The sequence below is a fragment of the Polaribacter sp. genome (assembly GCF_965656025.1).
Taxonomy (GTDB): domain Bacteria; phylum Bacteroidota; class Bacteroidia; order Flavobacteriales; family Flavobacteriaceae; genus Polaribacter.
In genome coordinates, this window is record NZ_CBFHJT010000029.1 from 8,856 (window position 1) to 34,973 (window position 26,118).

Sequence of the window (26,118 nt, forward strand, 5' to 3'; positions counted from 1 at the left end):
TACAGTATAAAAAAGGGAGTCAATTATCCTTAAATTTAAAGTATACTTTTTAAGTAAAATAAGTATTACTTCTAACTTATAACCTTACACATCGGTTTTTAACTTTATGGTTAAAAACCGATTTTTTTATAGGCATAACATTAAGTTAACAAAAGTATTTTTTCTTGTTCAAGATTAACAATCACTTAATATTTACTTAAAGAAGAAGACAACATTAAGTATGATTTTTGTTTAAAATTAAAAAACTAAACAATAAAAAAATGAAAAATTTTAAATTATTTTTATTTGCTACAATTATAGGTTTCACCTTTGCTAGTTGTAGTGATGATCCAGATCCAATCATTCAAGAGGTTTCTCCTGTAATAGAGAACCTTACTAATGGTATAATGAATGGTAAGTTAGAAGAAGACTTTACTTTAGACGCTTCTGTGTCTTACACTTTAAGCGGTTCTTTTTTAATAGAAGACGGTGTTACACTTAACATTCCTGCGGGAACTCAAATTAATGCTGTTTCAAATGGTGTAGATATTTATATTGCTGTTTTAAAAGGAGGTAAAATAAATGTTAATGGTACTTCATCTAATCCAGTAATTATGGCATCTACAAATAGTAACCCTGGAGATTGGGGTGGTTTAACTTTATGTGGTAAAGCTACAACAACAGCAGGTGTAGATGCATCTGCAGAAGTAGGAGGTTTTATTTACGGAGGTACTGAAGATGCAGATAGCTCAGGTATTATTAAAAACTTAATTATTAGAGGTACAGGAGCTGCAATTAACGCAGATTCAGAATATAATGGTGTTTCTTTTTATGCAGTAGGTTCTGGTACAGTGGTAGAAAACTTAGCTGTTATAGATGGTGCAGACGATGGTGTAGAGTTTTTTGGAGGTACAGTATCTGTAACGAATCTTTATTTAGAAAATAACGAAGATGATGCAATTGACTGGACAGAAGGTTGGAATGGTACAGTAACAAATTCTTATGTTGTTAACACCAAAGCAGATTTTTCTACTGTTGTAGAAGCAGACAAAGAAAATGGAAACCCTAAATTAACAAACTTAACAGCAGTTTCTTCTGTAGGTGGTACAGCTTTACAGTTTAAAAAACAATCTGGTGCAACAATTACAGGTTTGTCTTTATTAGGTTATGATGATACAATTGATATGGCAGATAATGGTCCATTATCAAATGTAATTATAGATGGTCTTGCAGCAGACCCAGCTAAAAGTTATAATGCACTTGCAACTGTAGATATTGCATTATTTTCTTGGGCAAATGCAGAGTTAACAGAAGTGGTAGATTTAAGTGGTACTTTAAATACAACATTAACTTTAGATAGTTCTAAAAAATATAGATTAAGTTCATCTTATATTGTTGAAGCTGGTGGTAAATTAATTATCCCTGCTGGAACAAAAATTAGTGCTAGAGCTGGTGGTGTAGATGTTTATTTAGCAGTTTTAGTAGATGGAGAAATAGATATTCAAGGTACGGAATCTGATCCAGTTGTAATGTCTTCTACATCAGCAGAACCAGGAGACTGGGGAGGTTTAACTATTTGTGGAAAAGCAACAACAACTTCAGGTGCTAATTCTACAGCAGAAGTTGGTGGTTTTATTTATGGAGGTACAACTGATAATGATAGCTCAGGGTCTATTAAAAACTTAGTAATTAGAGGAACAGGTGCTGCAATTAATGCAGATTCAGAGTACAACGGAATTTCTTTATATGCAGTTGGTTCTGGTACAACAATAGAAAATGTAGCAGTAATTAATGGGGCAGATGATGGTATCGAATTTTTTGGAGGTACAGTATCTGTAACTAACATTTACTTAGAAAATAACGAAGATGATGCTGTTGATTGGACAGAAGGTTGGAATGGATCTGTTACAAACACTTACATCTCTCATACAATAGATAACTTTTCTACTGCTTTTGAAGCTGATAAAGAAAATGGAAACCCAATGTTTACAAACGTAACTGCTATTTCTACAACAGGTGGTATAGCTTTACAGTTTAAAAAAGAATCTGGTGCAACTATTACAAACCTTTATTTAGAAGGGTATGATACAAACATAGACATGGCAAATGATGGTCCGTTAGCTAATGTTGTAATAGATGGTGTTGCAGCAACAACTACAGATGCTTATAACACAGGAACTAAAGTAGACGTTTCTACTTGGTCTTGGATTAACGCAGAATTATAATCACAAACCAAAGTGTATAAAAAAAGCAGGCTTTAAGCCTGCTTTTTTTGTTTTCAATAAAAAATTATTTAGTTCCTTCTGTAGCGCAACAAGCCATTTTACAGTCTTCTTTACACTCCTTTTTAGAAGCCATTTTATTTTCGCAATCTTTTTTACAAGCTTCTGTGCAAGCATGCGCTTTTTTAGATGTTGAAGAAGTTTCGATTGTACTTTCTGAAGCTTTATATAAATCTCCACCTGCAATACCACCTACAAAAGCAATTAAATCTTTTTTAGAGGTTGTGTTTGCATCAAACTCTATATTTGCAATGCTATCTGTAAAAATAACTTTGGCATCTAAAACACCTTCTTTCTTAGAAAGTTTAGATTGTATGGTTTTTGCACAGCCAATTTCACAGGTCATACCAGAAATGGCAAGAGACACATTTTCTTTTTTAACTTCTTTAGTTTCTTTACAAGCTGTTATTACAAATAATGCAATTGCAAAAGCATAAACTATTTTTTTAGACATCATAACATTTAGTGATTAAATTATGTTGCAAATTTATTAATAAAAGCGTTTATATTTCAATAATTGTAAGATTTTTGCAATTAGAATAATAAAACATGAGCAATCAACAGCAAAAATGGCTATATCTTATCTTACTTTCTTTAGTTTGGGGTAGTTCTTTTATTTTGATGAAAAAGGCCTTGTTAGGAGTAACTCCTATTCAGTTAGGGGCTTTAAGAATGATTTTTACTGCCATTTTTTTACTTTCTTTTGCGCCAAAATCATTGAAAAAAATACAGAAAAAACACTATAAGTATATTGTGTTTACCTCTTTGGCTGCAACCTTTATTCCAGGGTTTTTATTTGTATTTGCTATTACGAATATAGACAGTTCTGTAGTTTCTATTTTAAATTCTTTAACACCTTTTAATACGTTAATTTTTGGGGCTTTATTATTTGGTTTCTCTTTTAAAAGAACGCAATTATATGGTATTTTAATTGGTTTGGTGGGTACTTTAATTTTAATATTAAAAGGTGCAGTTTTAAACCCAAATCAGAATTATTGGTATGCATTACTAATCATTGTAGCCTCTTTTGGTTATGCTTTAAATGCAAACATGGTTAAAAAATATTTAAGCGATTTGAATGCGCTTTCTATTGTAACAGGTAATTTTTTATTGTTGATGATTCCTGCATTTATAGTATTATTATTTACAGACTTTTTTTCCACTTTTGATTTCAAGAATGAAGTTTTAATGCAGTCTTTAGGATATCTAGTAATATTATCTGTGGTAGGCACAGGAATTGCTAAAACCATATATAATAAACTGGTTCAGATTTCTGACCCCGTTTTTTCTTCTTCTGTAACTTATTTAATTCCGCTAGTAGCTATTTTTTGGGGTGTTTTAGATGGTGAAACGTTAAGTCCAATTCAAATTTTTGCTGGTGTTATTATTTTATTGGGGGTTTACTTAGTGAATAGGAAGAAGTAAGTTAAAGTTTAGTATTTAAATTATAAACAAAAAAAAGAGTCAAAAATTAAATTTCGACTCTTTTTATTTATTTTGATTTCTTAAGTTAATTATTCAAAATCAGCATCAGAAACTCCTTCATTAACTTTAATTTCTTTTACAATAAAATCTAAATTCATTGGTCCAGATTTAATAGCTATAGAGTGGGGGAATTTAATTCCATTTACTTCTTTATAGTCAGAATAGTTAGTTGGTGTTTTTATTTCTTTACCATCTGGAGTTTTTGTTGTTTTAACTTGTTTTATTTTTAAACCAGAAGCCATGTCATAAAATACTTCAGTATCGTTATATTTTAAAACAATAGCATTTTTACCTTCTATTGGTTCTATTCTTACCAATTCTCCGGAAACATATTGTAAATCGCTAAACAATGCATTCCCTTTTTTAGCCTCTTCAATTTGTGCCGGTTGCATGTCCATTTTTTGTCCTCTTGCTTCTGAGTAACCAGTTTCTCCATTAAAAACAGTTTTTTGCATCGTATTACCCATAACAGAGATCTCTTGAGATGTTTTATTTGGTGTAGCAGCTTTCATAGTCATTACTAATGGTGTTCCCTGAATAGTTGCGTTTGCTACCATCATTGTAGTTTTTACCTCCATTACTTTGTCTTTACCTCCAATAGCTTCAAAATACTTATTTACAACAGTTTCTGCTGTCATTCCATCAGGGATTGGCAATGTCATAGGTGGTTTAACAGTTGGGTTACCTTCCTTGTCAAAATATTTGATAACATAATCTGTTTTTTCTAAATTTTTAAGTACATCAATACCTTTTCCTGTTACCATTATTCTAGCCTTATTGCCTTTGAATAATTTAATAGCCGCATTTTGTACATCGTCTAAAGTAACGGCATTGATATTTTCTATATAGTTTGCATAAAAATCTTCAGGTAAGTTATAACGTGCAATATTTAAGGCAAAACTTGCTGCTGTAGATGGTCTTTGAACATCCATTACAAATCCTCCAATATATTCTTCCTTAGCATCATTTAGTTCTTTAGCAGTTACTTTTTTGTATCTAATTTTATTAATTTCTTTTAAAATCTCTACAATAGCACTATCTGTAACCATGTTTCTAACTTTTGCATAAGCTCTAAACTTTGCTGCATTTTCTGTTCTACTTTGCGAAATAGAAGAATAAGAACCATATGTATATGCCTTGTCTTCTCTTAAATTATTAAATAATCTCGCAGAACCACCGCCACCTAAGATTTTATTAGCTAACAATGCTGCATAATAATCTTTATCACCTAAAGTTCTGTCTACAGTATTTACAACAGCAATTTCTGATTGTGTAGCTGTTGGTACATTTACAAAGTTAATTTCTGTATTGTCAACATTTTGTGGTGTACTATATGTTTGTACTGGTATAGTCCCTTTTTGCCAATCTGAAAAAAGATTTTTTACTGTTTTTTTAAGAGTTTTTGTTTTAAAATCTCCAACAATAATTAAATACGCGTTATTTGGTTTATAGTAAGTATTGTAATTGTCTTTTACGTCTTGTAGTGTTATGTTATTTACAGTTTCTTTAGATGTAAATTCTCCAAAAGGATGATTTTTACCATATACCAAAACATTTTCTACTCTTCTTGCAATTGTAGAAAGATCTTTTTCTTGAGATTTTAAGTTTTCTAAAGTTACCTTTTTTTCTTTATCAAATTCTTCTTTTGAAAAAGTTGAGTTTTTAACACCATCTGCCATTAAACCCAATACTTCTGGAAAGTATTTTTTTAATGATCTTGCAGAAGCACCACTGCTAAAAAAACTAACATTTGCTCCAATAAAATCTACTTTTTCGTTAAATTCATCTTTAGATATTGAACTGGTGCCTCTCCCTAAAAGGCTACCCATCATACTAGAAACACCTGCTTTGTTACCTTCTGAATAAGGTTTATTGTCTATACTAAGTGTTGCAGAAACTCTTGGTAATTTATGGTTTTCTACCATAATTACAGTTAAACCATTATCTAATTTAAATTTTTCTGCTTTCCCTAATTTTACAACAGGATCTGGCCCTGGCTCTGGCATTTTACTTCTGTCTATTTGTGCAGTTGCAACAAAAGACACCATTAATAATGTTATTATTGATAAAATTCTTGTCTTCATCTGTCTTATTATTTTTTCTTAGGTAAGTATTCTAAGATTAATCTTTGGTTTGTTTTTAAATATTTGTTTGCTACCTCTTTAATATCTTCTCTTGTAATATTTCTGTAAATATCAATTTCAGAATTAATTAAATTAGTATCACCATACATTACATTGTACCTTGCAAGAGAGTTTGCAATACCTACAACACTTGCATTAGAGTTTACAAAATTGTTTTCGAACTGGTTTTGTAGTTTCTGGTAATCTTTTTTAGAAATTAAATTGTTTTGAAGCTTCACAATTTCTTCGTCTATTTCTTTTATTAAATCATCTAAAGAAACATCTCCTAAAGGAAGTGCAAATAATGCATAAATACCATAATCTTGTTGACTAAGGTTTACAGCCTGTACTGCCAATGCTTTTTTCTTTGTATCTACTAATTTTTTATATAAAATAGAACTTTTACCAGTACTTAAGTAAGACGATATCATGTCTAAAACTCTAGAGTCTTTAGTTGTAAAAGAGGGTGTTCTATATGCAGCTATAACTGCTGGTATTTGAATTTTATCATCATAAGCAGTTGCTCTAAATTCTTTTGTTATTGGTGTTTCTTTTGGGAAACTTCTCACCACTTCTTCACCTCTAGGAATAGGGCCAAAATAAGCTTCTACCATTTTTTTTGTTTTAGCAATATCAATGTCTCCTGCAACTACTAAAGTAGCATTGTTTGGTACATAATATTTTTTATTAAATGCTAAAAACTCCTCTAAAGTGGCTGCATCTAAATGATCCATGTAACCAATATTTGGATCTTTATATGGATGCACTTTGAATAGATTTTTACTAACCTCTTCTATAATTTTAGAGTATGGTCTATCACCTTGTCTTTTTTCTTCTTTAACAACTTCATTTTGAGTATCTACACCCTCTTGCTTAATTATTGGGTGCAATAAACGCTCAGATTCCATCCATAAACCCAATTCTAATTTATTAGAAGGAAAAATTTCATAATAGTAAGTTCTATCCTGTGATGTGTTTGCATTGTTTCTTCCTCCATTAGAAGATACTATTTTAAACCATTCGCCTCTTTCAATATTTTTAGTTCCTTCAAATAAAAGGTGTTCAAAAAAATGTGCAAATCCGGTTCTTTCTCTACTGCCATCTTTACCTCCAACACCATACATTACAGATGTTATTACTACAGGTGCAGAATTATCTTGATGCAAAATAACATGCAAACCATTATCTAAATCATACTCTTCAAATTCTACTTTTTGGGCATTTGCAGAAAATGCAAACAATAAAGCAGAAGCTAAAGTTAAAACACTTTTTTTCATTTACTTTTTATTTAATTAATAATTGTTAATTTGTAGGACGCTACCAAAATGTATTTGTTACAGTTTGGAAACAATTTTTTTAATCTTTTCAAAAATAGGAAGAATATCAGTAAATAAGAAAATTAATAGTATTTATTTAGTTGATTTTAATGCTATTATTTTTTAAAACAGTGTTGTAGGGTTGTAAAAAAGATGTATATTTGCACCCGCATTTTAGTTAAATAAATGCAAACTAACAAGTATAAATACGCAAAACAAATAGTATGTACGCAATCGTAGAGATAGCAGGGCAGCAGTTTAAAGTAGCAAAAGACCAAAAAGTATACGTTCATCGTTTACAAGGAGAAGAAGGATCAAAAGTAACTTTTGATAACGTTCTTTTAACTGACGAAAATGGAACTATATCTATTGGCGCCCCAGCTATAGAAGGAGCCGCAGTTACGGCAAAAATCCTAAGTCACTTACAAGGTGATAAAGTAATCGTTTTCAAAAAGAAAAGAAGAAAAGGTTACAGAAAGAAAAATGGACATAGACAAGCTTTAAGCGAGATTCAAATAGAATCTATTGCTGCTTCTGGTGCTAAAAAAGCAACCAAGAAAAAAGCTGCTCCTAAAAAAGAAGAAGCTAAAGTAGAAGCACCAAAAGCTGATACAAAAAAGGCAGCGCCTAAAAAAGCTTCTAAAAAAGGAGATGATTTAAAGAAAATTGAAGGTGCAGGACCAAAAGCTGCTGAAGCTCTTGTAAATGCAGGTTTAGATACTTTTGCTAAAGTAGCAAAAACAGATGCTGCTAAATTAAGCCAAATCTTATCTGAAGCAAGCTCGAGATTATCTCATATTGTTACAGATACTTGGCCAAAGCAAGCTGGTTTAGCTGCAGATGGTAAGTGGGACGAATTAAAAGAATTACAAGATAGATTAGATGGTGGTATTGAAAAATAACCAACATTAAATTTAGCTTTAACCTATAAAAACTCAATAAGATGGCACATAAAAAAGGTGTAGGTAGTTCAAAGAACGGTAGAGAATCAGAATCGAAACGATTAGGCGTTAAGATTTTTGGTGGTCAAGCAGCAATTGCTGGTAACATTATTGTTCGTCAAAGAGGTACAACACACAATCCAGGAGAAAACGTTTACATGGGTAAAGATCATACTTTACATGCAAAGGTTGACGGAATTGTAGAATTCGAAAAGAAAAGAAATAATAGATCTTATGTATCTATTACTCCTTTTGAAGCTTAATAAAAGCCTTTAAAATAATAAAAACGCTTAAACATTAATTTGTTTAAGCGTTTTTTTTTAGAATATTATTTTACTTTATAGAAATTATTTGTGTAGTTTTATATTTTAACAAATTATTAAGAATGAGGTTGTTTTTACTTGCTTTTATTTTTTTTGTCGTTGTAAATAGCTATGGGCAAAATGCACCAAATAATAACTATACCCATAAAGTTGAAGAATTTATTTTAGAAAAAAAAATAGATTCTGCTCTTTATTTTTTAGATTCCATTACTGAAATATCTTACAAGAACAGATTAAATAAGTTTTTTAAAAAAGAAAACTTAACATACCAAGATTACTATGCCTTCATTTCAAGATTAGGAAATCGTCAATCTGTAAAGTATACCAAGGTTTCAGACTATATCAATCAGGAGATAAAAAAACCTTCAAGCAAAAAAATCAATTTAGATTATGTAGAAATAAAATGGACTCAAGTTTCTAAGTTAAGGGATGAAGTTGGTTTGGACGAAGCTTCAAAGGTTCAAAAAGACCTAGAAAGTTATATAAATCAATTTGATGATAAAAAATCAGAAGTTTTAAAAGCTAAAACAAAGATTAGAACACATCCTGTGGTAATGTACCTTATTGAACAGGATGTTATAAAAGGTAAAGAGTTAGTTAATAGTAGCTTAAAAGTTGCAAATAAACTAAATGACAAAGAACTACAAATTATATTCTTATATCATTTAACAGATTTTTTACTTCTAGAAGGTAAGCTACAAGAATATATAGATGTTAGTGAGAAAAGTTTAGCACTTGAAAAGGAGTTACCAAAACATACCAATTATTATTATAGCATTATAGAGCATTTAATTGATGCTTATGTATATAAAGGAGGTCATAATGATAGAGTGATTAAACTCATCAATATTCTCTATGAAAACCCTGCAACAAGAATTCATACTTATTCTTTGTATGCCAAAATAATATCTACTTTAGATAAAAATTCATTATTAAAAGAGAATATACTTAAAAAATTTCAAGTTACAACGCTACCAAAATTGGCAACAAAACTCAGAGAGTTAGGAAAGAACTTGAACCCAAACGATTTTTATCATGTAATTAACGAGAGTTCAAGAGCGCTCGCTAAACACGGCTATACTGATTTGGCTTTAAATTATAAAGATGAAGCAATACAAATCACAAGAAAAATATACTCTAAAGACTTGTCTAATTCTTTGGCAAATTACAAAACAGAACAGGCTGTAAAAAAGAAAGAAATAGAGATTCAACATGAGAAAGAAAGAAAAACTTTATACGGAGTTATTGCAATTCTTGCTTTTGTTTTTTTTGTAATTAGTTTGCTGGTTTTAATAAAGATAAAAAAGCAATCTAAAGAACTTTCAAGCAAAAATAAAATTATTGCAGAAGCTCTTAAAGAAAAAGAATTGTTAGTTAAAGAGGTGCATCACAGAGTAAAAAATAATTTTCAAATAGTCTCTAGTTTGTTAGAGTTGCAAAGTAGAGGTATAGAAGACAAAAAGGCACTAGAATTAGCAAATGAAGGTAAAAATAGAGTAAAATCTATGGCATTAATTCATCAAAAACTATATCAAAACGAAACTGGTTTGGTAGATTTTGATGAGTATATACAACAGTTAACAAAAGAGTTGTCTTCTTTATACGCAACAAAAGATGGTGTAGAAACCACTGTATCTTCAAAAAATATAAAATTTGATGTTGATACTGCCATCCCGTTAGGATTAATTTTAAATGAAATCATTACAAATTCTTATAAATATGCGTTCAGAAATAACACAACTAGTAAACTTTCTGTTGCAATTAATAAAGAAAAAGACGATAATTATAAGTTAGTTGTAGAAGATAATGGCCCAGGTTTGTCTAAAGATTTTGACGTAAAAAAAGCCAAAAGTTTAGGTTTGCGCTTAGTAAACAGATTGGTAAAACAATTACATGGTCATTTAAAACAAACCAATAATTCTGGTGCAAAATTCGAGATTTATTTTAAAGATACCAATAGTAGGCGTTTTGTAAATTAAGCTTATTATTCATAAAAGTTTGTTTAGAACATTTTTCTGGTATTTATATCTTTTTTTAATGATAACTTAACTTTTATAAAAATATAATTTTAATGAGAAAAGTAAAAATTTTGGTTGTAGAGGATGAAGTAATTATAGCCGATAACATCTGTTATACCTTAGATGAGTTGGGTTATGAAGCACTTGAACCTGCCATAAATTATACTGAAGCTTTAGCGATTATAGAAGAAGAAAAACCAGATATCGCCATTTTAGATGTGCAATTATCTGGAAAAAAAACAGGTATAGATTTAGCAAGAACTATTAAAGAGAAATACAATTTTCCATTTATTTTCTTAACATCAAACTCAGATGCTTACACTGTAAATTTAGCAAAAGAAGTAATGCCACCTGCGTATTTAATTAAACCTTTTACCAAAGATGATTTGTTTAGTTCTATAGAAATTGCATTGCATAATTTTTCTAATAAGGTTGGAAACGTTAAAGACGACAACTTAATTATTAAAGATTCACTTTTTATAAAAGATAAGGGTTTTTACACAAAAGTTCATTTTAATGATATTTTATATTTAAAAAGTGCACATGTATACATAGAAATTTATCTAAAAAACAATCAAAAATATTTAGTGAGAACCAGCTTAAACGAAATTTTAAAGAACTTAGACCAACAGTTTATAAGAGTGCATAGAGGGTACATTATAAATACAAAACACTTAACTCACATAAACCATACCTCTGTTAAGATTGATAACCAAGAAATACCCGTAGGAAAAAAATATAGAGAAGATATTGTAAAACGGATAAATTTAATTTGAGAACATTAAATGTAACGTTCAGAACATTTTTAGCTAATCTATTGATAATTAGTATATATTTGTATAAGACATAAGATTGTAAAACGTTTTTTTCGGGGGAATGTTAATGTTTTACATATCTAAAATCTAAAAAATAATAGCTATTCATTTTTTGAATAGCTTTTTTTATGCTCTTACATCTAGCAAAATACTAACTTCTATTTTGTACTTTTACAAGATGAAATTCTTGTACAATTTTACAGTTTTTTTAGCTACTCTACTATTACCAATAGTAGCAATCTTTAATAAAAAAATAAAACTTTTTGTTGAGGGTAGAAAACAAACGTTTTCTAAAATAGATGCTTTAAAAGACAAGAAAGTTATTTGGTTTCATGCAGCTTCATTGGGCGAATTTGAGCAAGCAAGACCAATTATTGAAGTATTGAAGAATTCTCATTCTCAATATAAAATTTTAGTTACTTTTTTTTCCCCTTCCGGTTACGAAATTAGAAAAAATTATGATTTAGCAGATGTAGTTTGTTATTTGCCTTTAGATTCTAAAAAAAACGCAAAAAAATTCATACATAATTTAAATCTCAAATTGGCAGTTTTTATCAAATATGAATTTTGGCCAAATCTTTTAAATGAATTAAAAGTTAATAATACGCCTACCATTTTGGTTTCAGGAATTTTGAGAGAAAAACAACTGTTTTTTAAAAGTTATGGTGGTTTTATGCGCAAAGCTTTAGAGGCATTTCATCACTTTTTTGTGCAGGATGTAAATTCGGAAAAATTACTAAATTCTATCAATTTTAAAAATGTAACAGTTGCAGGAGATACACGTTTTGATCGCGTTTCTGAAATTTTACAACAAGATAATACTTTAGACTTTATTGATGACTTTAAAAATAAACAATACACAATCGTAGCAGGTAGTACTTGGTCAGAAGATGAAGAATTATTGGTAAATTACATTAATAATGATGCTTTAAAGAATGAAAAACTTATCATTGCGCCTCATAATATTAAAGCAACTACAATTTTAGAGCTAGAGAAATCAATCAATAAAAAATTTATAAAATATTCTGATGTAATTGCGAATGACGCGAAGCAATCTCTAAAAGAATATCAAGTATTTATTATAGACACCATTGGTATTCTTACCAAAATCTACGCAGCAGCAGATGTTGCTTATGTTGGTGGAGGTTTAAAAACTGGTTTGCATAATATTTTAGAACCTGCAACTTTTGGTATACCTGTTATTATTGGTAATAAATACGACAAATTTAAAGAGGCTGTAGATTTGGTAAAGATAGGAGGTTGTATTTCTATTAAAAATCAACAAGAGTTTACAAAAAACTTATTGCATCTTAAAAACGATGCAAATTATAGAAACTTAACAGGAATCATCAATAAAAAATATATTGAAGATCATTTAGGTGCTACAGCACTAATTATAAATTATATAAAAACTCAACTATAAATATGGATTTTCTATTACATCCTTGGCCCTGGTATGTTGCAGGCCCATTAATTGCATTCGTGCTTTTTTTAATGTTTTATTTTGGTAAAAATTTTGGGGTTTCTACTACTTTAGAAACCTTTTGTACTTTAAGCGGCGCAAACAAATTATCAGACTACTTTAAAATAGATTTAAAAAAGGAAAAATGGCGTTTGTTCTTTGCAGCTGGCATTCTTTTAGGAGGTATTATAGCTGCCAATTTTTTAACTCCAAATCAGGCCGTAGATTTAAATGCAGAGACAGTACAAGAAATGGCCAATTTAGGTTTTGCTGATGGTGGAAAAACCTTTTTACCGAAAGAAATATTTAGTATAGATGCTTTATTATCCTTCAAAGGATTTTTAATTTTAATAGGTTCTGGTTTTTTAATTGGTTTTGGTTCACGTTACGCAGGTGGCTGTACTTCTGGGCATTCTATTACTGGGTTAAGTAGTTTACAGATGCCTTCTCTAATTGCAACTGTTGGTTTTTTTATTGGGGGTTTAATTATGACTTGGTTTTTAATTCCATTAATTTTTTAAATATATTTTAATGAAACATATTAAATTATTAATCTTGGGTATTTTATTCGGAATAATTTTAAGCAAAGCAGAAATTATTTCTTGGTATAGAATATACGAAATGTTTAAATTTCAATCCTTTCATATGTATGGTATTATTGGAAGCGCAGTGGTAATTTCGTTTTTTTTAATGCAATTATTTAAAGAAGGAATTATAAGAGATGAAGATGGTAATAAAATAGAGCCAGGGGAAAAAGAAAAAGGTTTTAAAAGAACATTATTTGGAGGAATAATTTTTGGTTTAGGATGGGCATTATCAGGTGCATGTGCTGCACCACTTTTTGCATTATTAGGCTTTAGTTTTTTACCAGCTTTAGTGGTTTTATTAGGTGCTGTTTTAGGCGCATTTGTTTATGGTTTAGTAAGTAAAAAATTACCCAATTAATGAGCAATTTAAAAGACAATTTTGGCAGACAAATGGAATATGTTCGTCTTGCGGTTACAGACCGTTGTAATTTGCGTTGCCAATATTGTATGCCTGCTCATGGAATTGATATTGTACCAAGACAAGAATTACTCACCTTTAAAGAAATGTATCGTTTAATTCGTGTGCTTACAGAATTGGGTGTAAAAAAAGTACGTTTAACAGGTGGTGAACCTTTTGTGCGTAAAGATTTTGTCGGCTTTTTAGAAATGTTGTCTTACAACGATTTGTTAGACGCCATAAATATTACTACAAATGGGGCATTAATTTCGCATCATATTGGTAAAATTGAACAACTTAAAAAAGTAAAAAACATCAATTTGAGTATTGATAGTTTACAAAGAGAAAAGTTTGCAAAAATTACAAGAAGAGATGTTTTTCCTGAGGTGTATAAAACGTTCGAGTTACTAGAAAAAAGTAGTCTAAATTTAAAACTAAACGTAGTTGTACAATCTGGTTTTAATACCGATGAAATTATTGATTTTGTAAAACTCACAAAAGATAAAAATGTTGCAGTTCGTTTTATAGAAGAAATGCCTTTTAACGGAAAAGGACAAAGAGATATGGACGAAAATTGGACTTTCAATAAGATTTTAAATGAAGTTAAAACTGAGTTTTCTGTGGATGAAATTCAATCTGAAAAATCATCAACTTCTAGAAATTATAAAGTTGATAATCATTTAGGAACTTTCGGAATTATACCTGCGTTTACAAGAACTATTTGTAATAATTGCAATCGAATTAGAATCACTTCTACAGGAACTTTTAAAAATTGTTTGTTTGATGATGGTGTTTTTAATTTACGCGATTTTATTAGAAAAGGTGCTTCAAATGAAGATTTAAAAGAATTGTTTTTATCTTTAGTAAAAGAAAAACCAGAAAACGGATTTATAGCAGAAGCAAATCGAAAAAAAGGAAATGTTTCTGAAAGTATGAGCACAATTGGAGGGTAATATGGTTTATAGTATGCTTTTAATATTTATTGGAATTACTGTATTGTTTTTTGCTTTTAAACTTCGCAAGAGAGATAAAAATTTATGGGATACTTCTACAACAATTAAAGGGTTGTTAGGAGGTTTTATTTTAATAGTAATTGGAGTGTTGACATTATTTAAAGGTTGGTCATGATTTCAGTAAAAGAAGCAAAAAGCATAATTTTAAATTCAACACAAAACTTTGGTGTTGAAGAAATTCCGTTTCTAAAATCTGTTGGTAGAATTTTAAAAGAAGAAATTACTGCTGATAGAGATTTTCCGCCATTTAATAGAGTTGCTATGGATGGCATTGCAATCGATTTTTCATCATTTCAAAACGGACAAAGAGCATTTGCAATAGAAGGTATTCAGCCTGCTGGGAGTCCACAAATTACGTTACAAAACACAGTAAATTGTTTAGAAGTAATGACAGGAGCTGTGTTGCCAAACAACACAAATGTGGTCATTAGATATGAAGATGTTATCATTAAAAATGGAGAAGCAACAATTCAGATTGATGAAATTAAAAACCTTCAAAACATCCATATTAAAGGAAAAGATAGAACTGCTGGAGATGTTTTAATTTACAAAAATAAAATCATATCTGCTGCAGAAATTGGCGTTTTTGCAACAGTTGGTAAATCAACTATAAAAGTTGCCAAACAACCCAAAGTAATGATTATTTCTACAGGAGATGAATTGGTTGGTGTAGAGGAAACACCAGAAGCGCATCAAATAAGAAGATCTAATGTATTTACGATGGTTTCTTTGTTAGAACGATTAAATATAGATTCAGAAACAGCACATATTACAGATGATAAACCACTATTAAAATCTAAAATTAAAAATTATTTAGATGAATATGATGTATTGTTATTTAGTGGGGCAGTAAGTAAAGGGAAATATGATTTTTTACCAGAAGTTTTTGAAGAATTGGGAGTGGAAAAGTTATTTCATAAAGTATCGCAAAGACCAGGAAAACCTTTTTTCTATGGAAAAACATTCAGTTGCAATATCTTTGGATTTCCTGGAAACCCTATTTCTACTTTTGTAAATTGTTTGGTGTATTTTTATCCTTGGTATTACAAATCTGTTGGCTTAGAAATCAAAGAAGAAACAGCTATTTTAACTAAAGACGTGAGTTTTAAACCAAATTTAGAATACTTTTTACAAGTAAAATTAAGTGATAAATTCGGTCATACTTTAGCAACTCCAATTACCGGAAATGGTTCAGGAGATTTGGCAAGTTTGGTACATGCAGATGCTTTTATTTATTTACCAAGTGATAAAAACGAGTTTAAAAAAGGAGAGAATTTTCCGATAATAAGATATAGGTAATGAGCGATTTTTCACACATCAACAAAAAAGGAAGTCCAAAAATGGTGAATGTTTCTGACAAGAAAATTACCAAAAGAACTGCCATTGCAAAAGCAACGATGTTTTTAGGAACAGAAGTAATTGCTCGTTTTACAAATGAGGAGTTAGTTACCAAAAAAGGACCGGTTTTTCAAACGGCTATTATTGCAGGAATTCAAGGTGTTAAAAAAACCCCAGAACTAATTCCTATGTGTCATCCGTTATTAATTAATGGTGTAGATATTGATGTCAATATTACAGATACTGAACACATAGAAGTCCTTTGCAAAGTAACAATTGAAGGAAAAACAGGCGTAGAAATGGAAGCGTTAACAGGTGCAAATATTGCATGCTTAACTATTTATGATATGTGCAAAAGCATCAGTCAAAAAATGGTAATTAAAGAAGTGAAGTTGTTAGAAAAAACAGGAGGAAAAATGGATATTAAAAGTCCATCCTAATAATTTAAATGTCATTCCGAACGAAGAATGAGGAGGAATCTAAAAAGGAGGTTTCTCAATCGCTTAAAAAGCTCATTTCGAAATGACAAAAAGAATGAAATGAAAAAACACAAAAAACATACAAACTTAGAAAGAAGAGCAAACGATAATTTTGCACCAAATGAGATTGCAATTTTAGGAACAAATTGCAATAACATTTCAGAATTGGTTCATAAAGTTTCAGAAAGATTGTCAAATTACAAGTTGGCCTATTTTGATGTTTCACACGCAAAAAATGTGGCAAAAAATAAGTTATCTGAATACGTTTTTCATCACGAAGGAAACTTGCAAATTACCACTTCTGGAAACGTAAATAAATACCAACAACGTTTAGATTTTGCACAATTTGATTATGTGTTTATTAACGGAAATCATTACCAAGGAGCAAAACAAATTTTAATTTTAGATGAAGCAAAAGAAGCTTCAGTATTAAAAAGATTAGACCAATTAGATCGTATTCAATTTATTGTAAAACTGAAAAATGAAACTGAGTTTTTCGATTTTTTGGTAGAAAAATATCCAAACATAAAAAATAAGATTTGTTATACCATTGATGAAGTTGATCAAATAGCGAATCACATTAATAATTTAATTCAAGAAAAAATTGCACCTATAAAAGGTTTGGTTTTGGTAGGTGGTAAAAGTACAAGAATGGGGCAAGATAAATCTGAACTTGATTATTTTGGAAAACCCCAAAAAGAAGTGGCTAAAGAATTGTTAGAAAACAATAATTTAGAAACTTTTTATTCGGTAAGAGCTTTCGACTGCGCTCAAGGTGACAATAAAAAATCCAATGTCATTTCGAGCGCAGTCGAGAAATCTCAAGAAATTCCTGATACTTTTTACAACCTTGGTCCTTTTGGAGGCATTTGTTCTGCTTTTCAAAAAGACCCAAATTCAGCTTGGTTTGTGTTGGCAACTGATGTACCTTTTGTAAATGACAAAGTAATTCAGTCATTATTAAAACACAGAAATCCGAGTAAAGTTGCCACAGCAATAAAAGGAAAAAATAAAGAGTTTGTAGAACCCTTAATTACCATTTATGAGCCAAAAGCATATCCTATTTTATTGCAATATTTAGCTCAAGGCTATTCTTGTCCGCGAAAAATGCTCATTAATTCTGATGTGGAAATTGTAGAAATTGATGACAATTTTATTAGAAACGTAAATACTCCTGAAGAGTTTGAATTGGCTAAAAAAGAGTTAAATAAATAACGAATGTCATTTCGACGTTAGGAGAAATCTCATAGCAATGAGTTCATATTAATAAGATTTCTCAATCGCCCAAAAAAGGCTCATTTCGAAATGACAAAAGTATACTGAAACAAGTTCGATGTAAAATGAAACCTACAAAAAACCAACTTTTTAAACGTCAAATTACTTTATCAGAAATGGGTGAAGTTGGGCAACAAAAACTGCAAAACGCTTCTGTGTTAGTTATTGGTTGTGGAGGTTTAGGAAGTCCGATTGCAGTATATTTGGCTTCGAGTGGCGTTGGAAAAATTCATTTGGTAGATTTTGATACGGTTGACGTTACCAATTTGCACAGACAAGTTTTTTATAGTTTAGAGGATGTTGGCAACTCAAAAGCCGAGGTTTTATCAACCTTTATCAAAAAAAGAGCACCATTTACTGAGGTTAGTTTTACAGATAAACCCATCAATAAAGACAATGTTTTCGAGTTGATTGAAAATGTTGATATTGTAGTTGATGGTACAGATTCGTTACCTACAAAATATTTATTAAATGATGCTTGTGTCATTAAAAATAAGCCATTAGTATATGGTTCTTTGTATAAGTTTGATGGTTATGTAGCTACTTTTAATATGTTGCAAAAAGATGGAAGTTACTCCACGAATTTAAGAGATGCATTTCCAGAAATGGCAACTGATATTCCAAATTGTGAAGAAGCAGGAACTTTAAATGCCATTGTAGGGATGATTGCAACAGCTCAAGTAAACGAAGTTTTAAAATTGATTACTGGTTTAGGAAAACCACTAACAAATCAATTACGTATATATAATACGTTGCAAAACAAAGAATTAAAAATGAAGTTAAAACCTACTTTTTTAAAAGACAAAATTGCGAAAATATTTAAAATACAAACCTATGTAGATGCTGCATGTGCAGGTCAAAATCTAGATTGGCAAATATCTTCAGAGGAATTAAAAGAGCAATTAGGAGATGAAAATTTAGAATTAATAGCTGTTTTAGAAAATTTAAATTTACCTTTTGAGGTAAATCAAACCATTCATATCAATACATTTGATGCAGAAAAAATAGATGTTGATTACTCAAAAACTTACGTAATGGTTTGTCAAAGAGGATTTAATAGTTATAGAGCTACAGAAAAGTTAAAAAAGAAATATCCAGATTTAAAAGTGCTAAATTTAACAGGTGGAATTTCTACATACAAAATGCAAGTAGACTTATGATAAACCCTTTAGAATTTTACGCTAAAACATTAAAAGAACTAGAAGAAAAAGCGGTAAGTTTAAAAAAGAAATCAGCCAATTTAAGCGTTTTTAGATTTGCGGTTTTTTTGGGAACAGCTTTTTTAATGTACTTAACTCTGGGTAACTATCCAGATGTTTTTATCATTGCTTTTTTGGGTATTCTATTGTTTGCTTTTCTGGTTGTAAAACATCTAGATTTAAAACGTAAAAGAAATATTGTTGCTCAAAAAATAGCAATAAATAAAACAGAAATTCAAGTTTTACATCGCGATTTTCATCACTTAAAAACAGGAGAAGAGTTTATAAATCCTACCCATTTTTATAGCAATGATATAGATTTGTTTGGTGTAGGTTCTTTTTTTCAATATATAAACAGAACAGCAACTAAAGATGGAGTAAAAGAGCTTTCAACTATTTTAACTGATAATAAAACTGCTGAAATTTTAGCCAAACAAGAAGTTGTAAAAGAGCTGTCAGAAAAACCAAAATGGAGGCAGCATTTTAATGCGATTGCTAGTTTGGTAACTGTAAAAAATACCTCTGATTTTATTAAAACTTGGGTTGTAAATTACAAACAAACTTTACCTATTTCTATAAGCGTTTTAACAAAAGTCTTTTCTTTTATTTCCGTTTTATTAATTGGCTTGGTTTCTTTTGGTCTTTTATCTTTTAACTATATACTTGTTTGGTTTTTCTTGGGATTATTTATTACAGGACGATTTTTAAAAAAGACCAGTAATTTATACGCAGAAACTGATAAAGTTAGAGAAACTTTTAAACAATATCATGAATTGTTAAATGAGATAGAACAAGAAGAATTTACTTCTGAAATCTTACAGCAAAAGCAAAAAATTATTACATCTGAAGATAAAAAAGCCTCTGCTATTTTTAAAAAATTTGCTAAAATTTTAGATGCTTTTGATCAACGAAATAATATTGTAATTGCCGTTTTTGGGAATGGTTTATTTTTATCAGAAATTAGCTTTGCTTATAGTGTAGAAAAGTGGATTACAGCTTATAAACACACTGTAAAAAAATGGTTTGAAGTAGTTGCTTTTTTTGATGCTCAAAACTCATTAGCCAATTTTAAATTCAATCATACAGCCTTTGTTTTTCCTGAGATTTCATCAGAAAAACAAATTATTGAAGCTGTTAATTTAGGGCATCCATTATTAAATTCAGAAAAGAGAATAGATAATAATTTTACGATTGACGCAGCACAGTTTTTTATAGTTACAGGAGCAAATATGGCAGGTAAAAGTACGTTTTTAAGAACAGTATCTTTATCTATTATGATGGCAAATATTGGTTTGCCTGTTTGTGCAGAACGTTTTAAATATGCTCCTATAAAATTAATTACAAGTATGAGAACTACAGATTCTTTAACAGAAGATGAGAGTTACTTTTACTCAGAATTAAAACGTTTGAAATTTATTGTTGATGAAATTACGAAAGAAGACTATTTTATAATTTTAGATGAAATTTTAAAAGGAACCAATAGTAAAGACAAGGCAATTGGGTCTAAAAAGTTTGTAGAAAAACTAATAAAATCGAAATCCACAGGTATTATTGCGACTCATGATGTAAGTTTATGCGAATTAGAAAACGAATTTACTACAATAAAGAACTATTATTTTGACGCAGAAATTACCAACAACGAATTGCATTTTGACTATACATTAAAAAACGGTGTTTGTAAAAACATGAATGCCTCCTTTTTATTAAAGAAAATGGAAATTGTTTAAAAAAAAAGACAGTTTAGAATTTCTTCTAAACTGCCTTGAAATATTATTGTATTTTGATTAGAATTGTCTAGTTAATGTAACTTTCCAGATTTTATTAGAAGCCTGAGATTTCCCTGCACCATAAGTTCCAGGATTAGATTCAAAAGCTTCTATTCCCCCAAAAATATAACCAACTTCAACCGTTTCTTGTTGTTCAGAAAAGGTAGTATTGGCATCTATAATTTCTTCAGAATATTTTGAATAACTAATGTTTTTATTCAGAAATAATATGGCCTCAGCTCCGTAAAAAGGTTCGTTGTTTCCATTTTCATTTGTAAATATATTGTTGTTTAAAACTTGATGTGAACTTTTTAAAGGATAACTATCAATTTTCATTTCTATATGTACACTTGTGTTTGTAAAACCAGATAAATGTCCTTGTGGAGCTCCTTTTCCATCTCCTATTCCACCAATTAAATAAGAATGTAAAATATTAGATTCAGCATCAAATAACACCACACTCGGACAAGAATATACATTGTAATTTTCTTGATTGTAAGCTTTGTCATAAGTATATAATTTACTGTTGCTATTTTTCCATTTTGGATGCACGTAAATAGCATCGTTCCAAGCTTCTAAAACTTTTTCACCAGGTTTAAAAACACCCGTGTAAATTGCAATACTTTTTTCAATAGCGTTGTTTGATGGGTTTTTGTAAAGTGATGGTAAAATTGGACCATCTCTTCTCCTAAAAATAGAGGTTGAGTCAGAACCTTGTCCACTAGGGTTTGCAACATCAGAAATAGAATCTTTTATTGAAATATCTAAAGCAAAAGCATTCTCTTTATTAATGGAAACTGTAAATGGATAAATTGCATCTACATATTTTTGACCTTTAGAAAATTTTGGTGCACTATTACCAAAACTATGACCTAAACTTAGATATAAGGTTTCATCAAAAATATACATTTCTCCACCGGTACTTACTAGTTTGTCGTTTTTACCAACCTTTAATAAATCATTCCATTCATTATCGGTTAACGTTTTTTCTTTTACCAGTTTAATTAAATTATCAACATTTATTTTTGCTATATGGTTGTAGGTAGTATATTTTTTCGAAGGGTCTGAAAAATCTGCTGGACCATAACCACCCAAAGTATAAAGGTAATTTCCATTTTGTTTTACCAAAGCGTTTGAGTTTTTAAAGATGGTAATATTTTCTTTTACAGCCCTAAATAAATTGTAGTAAGGTGATAAAGTAGATGGATTTTTAACGGACGAAGTAACCTTTTTTTCTATTATCGATATAAAATCAGTGAGTGTTAGGCTTGCAGAAATTTCATCTTTTTCTGGATTGTAAACATAAATAACATCATTATAAGACGCTTTTGTAAAAGAAGAACTTGCATAATTTCCGTTTAATTTATGAATACCACCATTTAAAGAATCTAAAGAATTCGTTCTTCCTCCAAATAGAAGCCACTCCTTACCAGAAATAGATTCTGCATGTGTAAAAGACTGTAAAGCTGGTGCATTTGTATTATCGGTTTTAGAAATAGATAATAAATATTTTGGGGCAATTTTAACTTCAGATTTTTCTTTTTTTACACAAGATACTATGGATACTGCAATACAAAAGAATAAAAGCAGTTTGATGTTTATTATTTTCATAATTAAAAAGTTTGGTTAGATACTCAAAGAACTTAATAATTGATGAATTTAAAAAGCGTTTTATTTACTATTTAAAAAAATAGGTAGTTTTACGCAATAAATTGCTGCTAATTGTTTTTCCACTTTAAACTTTCCATCAACCTAAAAACATCTTTTTTTATGTAAGCAACTGCAGGTAAAATAGAATCGTAATTGGGTTTTGCATAAAAGTACAAAGAGCCTTTTAAAAAGTTGTTGGTACTATCTGTAGCGTGAAATTGTATATGAGAAGCTGCATTACCCGTAATTTCGTAAATACTACCAAACACTCTTTTTGGGGAATTTGTATAATCCTTTGGTATGATTTGTTCTGCTTTTACAGCGTGTTTAAACACTAACTTTTCTGCTTCTGTTAAAAGTTCTTTTATGTTGTTGTTTACAGGTCTATAAGTAATATCTAAAGACGCATTTAAATTTGGATATCTAATAGTTAACCAATTATTTGGCTTGTTAATGGTAGTTGTGTTTTTTAAAACATCAAAACTATAAGGTCTTTCTAGCTGAAGTTTTTGGTATGTTTTTTTAGGATATTTTAAGCTTAAATAAGCTTTTGGTTTTGGTAAAGTATCTTCTTTACATCCTAAAAAAATAAATATAAAAAGTAAGAAAAAAAGGTTACGCATTTCTGGTGGCTTTTACTTGTTTTATGCGCTTTTTATCTAACGCTTCTATAGTAAACGTATAATTCTTAAAGTTTATTTTCTCTCCTTTTTTGGGGAATTTTCTTGAAATTTCTAAAATAAAACCAGCTAAAGTTTCACTTTCTCCTTTTTCTTCTTCAAAAATATCTTCGTCTTCGTCATCTAAAACCCTGCAAAAATCTTTAATACTTGTTTTACCTTCAAAAATATAATTGTTAGCGTCTAGTTTAGAGTAGGTTAAATCATCATCATCAAACTCATCATTAATATCACCAACAATTTCTTCTATTACGTCTTCTAAAGTTACCAAACCACTTGTGCCTCCATACTCGTCTACAACAATGGCTAAGTGATTTTTTATCGCTCTAAAATCGCCCAACAAATCGTCTAATTTTTTGTTTTCTGGTACAAAAAAAGGCTCTCTTAAAAGGTTTTGCCATTTAAAAGATTTTTTATTCAAATGTTCTAATAAATCTTTAGCATATAAAACCCCTATAATATTGTCTATATTTTCTTTATAAACTGGGTTTCTAGAATAACCATTTGCCAATATTTTTTCTAAAACTACTTCGTAGGGCTCGTCATCTGAAATGGCAAAAATATCTATTCTTGGTTTCATTATTTGCACAGTCTCTGTGTTTCCAAAATTTACAATTCCTTGTAAAATTTTTTGTTCGTCTTTATTGGTAGCACCTTGTGAGGTAAGTTCTAAAGCTTGTGATAATGTTTCTACAGAAAAATTGGTGCCTTTGCTGCCTAGTTTTTTTTCTATCCACTTTGTGAGGCTAATTAAAGGCAAGCTAAATGGAGTTAATAAAACGCTTACAAAGTGTATAAATTTAGACATGGCTTTAGAAAAAGTAAGCGCATTTCTAGACGCATATACTTTTGGTAAAACTTCACCAAATAATAGAATTAAAAAAGTTACAAGTATAATTTCTATTAAAAATCGAATAGAAACTGTAAAATAATAGAGATTTATGTCCAAGTTAAAATCACCAAAAAGCGTTTCTGCCATCGATGCGAATAACAAAACAATTAAAATATTTATAAAATTGTTTGTTATTAATATGGTTGCCAGTAATTTTCTGGGTCTTTCTAAAAGTGTAACTACAATGTTATCTTGTTTTCCGTTATTTGAAAGTTCGTTTAAGTCTGTTTGTGATAAAGAAAAAAACGCTACTTCTGTACCAGAAACCAATGCAGAACTTATTAATAAGGCAATTAATGTAATGCCATTTAAAGTAGTTATAAAGTCAAAGGAGGCTAATAGAAAAAATAAAGATTCGGGATCTGGATCCAAAATTTATGAGTTTAAATTGTTAAAATGGTAAATCGTCATTTTCATCAGAAGCAACAGATTTTGGTTGCGCTGTTTTAGTTGGCTTACTTTCTTGTGGTGCAGCAGTATTTGCATCAGCATTCTTTTTTGTAGTTAGCATTGTCATTTCTGTAACCACAACTTCTGTAGAGTAACGCTTTACACCATCTTGCTCCCATTGTCTATTTTTTAATTTACCTTCTACATATACTTTATCACCTTTAGATAAGTATTTTTCGCAAACTTTGGCCAATCCATTTCTAACAACAATATTGTGCCAATCTGTATTGGTTACTTTTTCGCCACTTTGTTTGTTAGTATAACTTTCTGAGGTTGCAATAGGAAAACGACCTACACAATTTTGATCATCAAAATAATGCATTTTTACATCATCGCCTAAATTACCTATTAAGATTACTTTGTTTATTGTTCCTGCCATAGCTTGTTAAATTATATATCAAAAGTACTAAAAATATCAATTACTTTTTAGTTGATATTGTTCTAGAAAATTTGCAATTAAAATAGGTACAGGATAATCTTCTATATTTTTCCAAGAAATAGTAGCTTCTTTTACTGTATTGGTTTCTACAATCCAAAACTGGGTGTATAAATGTTGATGTGATAGTTTGTGCACAATTTCTTTTTTGTTGAATAATGAAATGGTGGTTTCATTTGGGAATAAATTTTGAAATTCTTCACTAGAAATAATCTCTTTTTGATTGCTATTTTTCTTTGTTTCTATCAGTGGAAATTGATACAAACCTTGCCAAATACCTTTGCCTTTTCTTTCTTCTAAAATAGTTTTGTTGCTATTTGTTTTTATCACTATAAAATTAAAATAACGCTTTGTAACTTTAATTTTTTTTTCTTTTACAGGTAAATCTTTGGTTAATTTTTTTTCTAAAGCAATACAACTATTGGCAAAAGGGCATGTTGTACAAAGTGGATTTTGAGGTTTGCAGTGCATTGCACCAAAATCCATAATAGCTTGGTTAAAAGTTCCTGGTTGTTTTTTGTCTAAAAGCGATTGTGCTAGTGTTTTAAACTCTTTAATTCCTGCAGTCGAGTTTATAGGTGTTGCAATGCCAAAATAGCGAGAGAGTACTCTGTAGACGTTTCCATCTACAACTGCAGTGGATTCATTAAAACAAATAGAGGCAATTGCAGAGGCTGTATAATCGCCAATACCTTTTAACTTAATAATTTCTTTATAGGTGGTTGGGAATTCGCCATTTAACTCATTAGCAATGTATTTTGCGCTAAAATGTAAGTTTCTTGCTCTAGAATAATAACCTAAACCTTGCCACATTTTTAAAACGGTACTTTCTTCTGCTTTTGCGAGGTCAAAAACGGTCGGAAATTCTTCTGTAAATTTTAAATAATATGCCAAACCTTGAGCAACTCTTGTTTGCTGCAACATGATTTCTGATAGCCAAATGAAATATGGGTTCTTTGTTTTGCGCCAAGGTAATTGGCGTTGGTTTTGTAAATACCAGTTTATGAGAATGTTAGAGAATATCATTGTTAAAAAATAGAATTGCGAAATTACATTATAAAATTCACATAAATTTACACTTTATTATTTTTGGAATTGATTAATTATCATATATTTGCATCCGCATTTTTGAAATTAAATTAATAAAAATATAGTAAAAATAGAGACATGACGAAAGCAGATATCGTATCAAAAATTTCAGATAAATCAGGA

General features: G+C 29.8%; 23 protein-coding genes. 15 read left to right on the forward strand and 8 right to left on the reverse strand.

Annotation, left to right across the window (positions count from 1 at the left end):
* Nucleotides 1-260: 260 nt before the first annotated feature.
* Nucleotides 261-2,204, forward strand: coding sequence for a hypothetical protein (locus tag ACTG3S_RS07360; RefSeq protein WP_439128711.1), 1,944 nt, complete (start codon nt 261-263; stop codon nt 2,202-2,204).
* 64 nt (nt 2,205-2,268) lie between these two features.
* Here ACTG3S_RS07360 and ACTG3S_RS07365 read toward each other — a convergent pair whose 3' ends face one another.
* Entirely contained in the window at nt 2,269-2,715 is a 447-nt protein-coding gene (locus tag ACTG3S_RS07365) for a cation transporter (protein WP_439128712.1), read from the reverse strand.
* 95 nt (nt 2,716-2,810) lie between these two features.
* Between ACTG3S_RS07365 and ACTG3S_RS07370 the strand changes: the two genes are divergently transcribed.
* Entirely contained in the window at nt 2,811-3,686 is an 876-nt protein-coding gene (locus ACTG3S_RS07370; RefSeq protein WP_439128713.1) for a DMT family transporter, read from the forward strand.
* A gap of 89 nt (nt 3,687-3,775) precedes the next feature.
* On the opposite strand, the gene ACTG3S_RS07375 is transcribed toward ACTG3S_RS07370, so the two are convergent.
* Entirely contained in the window at nt 3,776-5,830 is a 2,055-nt protein-coding gene (locus ACTG3S_RS07375) for a M16 family metallopeptidase (RefSeq protein WP_439128714.1), read from the reverse strand.
* Nucleotides 5,831-5,838: 8 nt separating this feature from the next.
* Entirely contained in the window at nt 5,839-7,146 is a 1,308-nt protein-coding gene (locus ACTG3S_RS07380; protein WP_439128715.1) for a M16 family metallopeptidase, read from the reverse strand.
* A gap of 263 nt (nt 7,147-7,409) precedes the next feature.
* Here ACTG3S_RS07380 and rplU point away from each other — a divergent pair, with 263 nt between their 5' ends.
* The 13 genes from rplU (at nt 7,410) to ACTG3S_RS07445 (ending at nt 20,759) form a co-directional block, all read left to right on the forward strand.
* Nucleotides 7,410-8,087 (forward strand): 50S ribosomal protein L21, encoded by a 678-nt coding sequence (gene rplU, locus ACTG3S_RS07385; protein WP_439128716.1) that lies wholly within the window; start codon nt 7,410-7,412, stop codon nt 8,085-8,087.
* Between the two features lie 41 nt (nt 8,088-8,128).
* Nucleotides 8,129-8,389, forward strand: coding sequence for a 50S ribosomal protein L27 (gene rpmA, locus ACTG3S_RS07390; RefSeq protein ID WP_439128717.1), 261 nt, complete (start codon nt 8,129-8,131; stop codon nt 8,387-8,389).
* Between the two features lie 122 nt (nt 8,390-8,511).
* Nucleotides 8,512-10,428 carry a sensor histidine kinase gene (locus ACTG3S_RS07395; RefSeq protein ID WP_439128718.1) on the forward strand — a complete coding sequence of 639 codons (1,917 nt, stop codon included), beginning with the start codon at nt 8,512-8,514 and terminating at the stop codon, nt 10,426-10,428.
* Between the two features lie 92 nt (nt 10,429-10,520).
* Nucleotides 10,521-11,243 carry a LytR/AlgR family response regulator transcription factor gene (locus ACTG3S_RS07400; RefSeq protein WP_439128719.1) on the forward strand — a complete coding sequence of 241 codons (723 nt, stop codon included), beginning with the start codon at nt 10,521-10,523 and terminating at the stop codon, nt 11,241-11,243.
* A 217-nt stretch (nt 11,244-11,460) separates the two neighbouring features.
* Nucleotides 11,461-12,705 carry a 3-deoxy-D-manno-octulosonic acid transferase gene (locus tag ACTG3S_RS07405; protein ID WP_439128720.1) on the forward strand — a complete coding sequence of 415 codons (1,245 nt, stop codon included), beginning with the start codon at nt 11,461-11,463 and terminating at the stop codon, nt 12,703-12,705.
* Nucleotides 12,706-12,707: 2 nt separating this feature from the next.
* The gene (locus ACTG3S_RS07410; protein ID WP_439128721.1) at nt 12,708-13,265 is read left to right on the forward strand and encodes a YeeE/YedE family protein; all 558 of its coding nucleotides are present in this window, start codon (nt 12,708-12,710) and stop codon (nt 13,263-13,265) included.
* 10 nt (nt 13,266-13,275) lie between these two features.
* Nucleotides 13,276-13,689, forward strand: coding sequence for a YeeE/YedE thiosulfate transporter family protein (locus ACTG3S_RS07415; RefSeq protein ID WP_439128722.1), 414 nt, complete (start codon nt 13,276-13,278; stop codon nt 13,687-13,689).
* Nucleotides 13,689-14,681: a GTP 3',8-cyclase MoaA gene (gene moaA / locus ACTG3S_RS07420; protein WP_439128723.1), complete on the forward strand. Its 993-nt coding sequence runs from the start codon at nt 13,689-13,691 to the stop codon at nt 14,679-14,681. Before ACTG3S_RS07415 ends, moaA begins: the two co-directional genes overlap by 1 nt.
* Before the next feature lie 171 nt (nt 14,682-14,852).
* On the forward strand, nt 14,853-16,040 hold the full coding sequence (locus ACTG3S_RS07425) for a molybdopterin molybdotransferase MoeA (protein ID WP_439128724.1): 1,188 nt from the start codon (nt 14,853-14,855) through the stop codon (nt 16,038-16,040).
* The gene (moaC, locus tag ACTG3S_RS07430; protein WP_439128725.1) at nt 16,040-16,519 is read left to right on the forward strand and encodes a cyclic pyranopterin monophosphate synthase MoaC; all 480 of its coding nucleotides are present in this window, start codon (nt 16,040-16,042) and stop codon (nt 16,517-16,519) included. The genes ACTG3S_RS07425 and moaC overlap by 1 nt, the downstream gene beginning before the upstream one ends.
* A gap of 99 nt (nt 16,520-16,618) precedes the next feature.
* Nucleotides 16,619-17,773 carry an NTP transferase domain-containing protein gene (locus ACTG3S_RS07435; RefSeq protein ID WP_439128726.1) on the forward strand — a complete coding sequence of 385 codons (1,155 nt, stop codon included), beginning with the start codon at nt 16,619-16,621 and terminating at the stop codon, nt 17,771-17,773.
* Between the two features lie 125 nt (nt 17,774-17,898).
* Nucleotides 17,899-18,993: a HesA/MoeB/ThiF family protein gene (locus ACTG3S_RS07440; protein ID WP_439128727.1), complete on the forward strand. Its 1,095-nt coding sequence runs from the start codon at nt 17,899-17,901 to the stop codon at nt 18,991-18,993.
* Nucleotides 18,990-20,759, forward strand: coding sequence for a MutS-related protein (locus ACTG3S_RS07445; RefSeq protein WP_439128728.1), 1,770 nt, complete (start codon nt 18,990-18,992; stop codon nt 20,757-20,759). The genes ACTG3S_RS07440 and ACTG3S_RS07445 overlap by 4 nt, the downstream gene beginning before the upstream one ends.
* Before the next feature lie 57 nt (nt 20,760-20,816).
* Here the strand turns inward: ACTG3S_RS07445 and ACTG3S_RS07450 are convergent, their stop codons facing one another.
* The 5 genes from ACTG3S_RS07450 to mutY form a co-directional block, all read right to left on the reverse strand.
* Complete coding sequence (locus ACTG3S_RS07450) at nt 20,817-22,409, reverse strand: hypothetical protein (protein ID WP_439128729.1); 1,593 nt, start codon at nt 22,407-22,409, stop codon at nt 20,817-20,819.
* A gap of 107 nt (nt 22,410-22,516) precedes the next feature.
* Nucleotides 22,517-23,071 (reverse strand): gliding motility lipoprotein GldD, encoded by a 555-nt coding sequence (gldD, locus tag ACTG3S_RS07455; protein WP_439128730.1) that lies wholly within the window; start codon nt 23,069-23,071, stop codon nt 22,517-22,519.
* Nucleotides 23,064-24,392 carry a gliding motility-associated protein GldE gene (gene gldE / locus ACTG3S_RS07460; protein ID WP_439128731.1) on the reverse strand — a complete coding sequence of 443 codons (1,329 nt, stop codon included), beginning with the start codon at nt 24,390-24,392 and terminating at the stop codon, nt 23,064-23,066. The genes gldD and gldE overlap by 8 nt, the downstream gene beginning before the upstream one ends.
* Before the next feature lie 19 nt (nt 24,393-24,411).
* On the reverse strand, nt 24,412-24,849 hold the full coding sequence (locus tag ACTG3S_RS07465; protein ID WP_439128732.1) for a single-stranded DNA-binding protein: 438 nt from the start codon (nt 24,847-24,849) through the stop codon (nt 24,412-24,414).
* Between the two features lie 36 nt (nt 24,850-24,885).
* Nucleotides 24,886-25,932, reverse strand: a complete 1,047-nt coding sequence (mutY, locus tag ACTG3S_RS07470) for an A/G-specific adenine glycosylase (protein ID WP_439128733.1) — start codon at nt 25,930-25,932, stop codon at nt 24,886-24,888.
* Between the last annotated feature and the right edge of the window lie 186 nt (nt 25,933-26,118).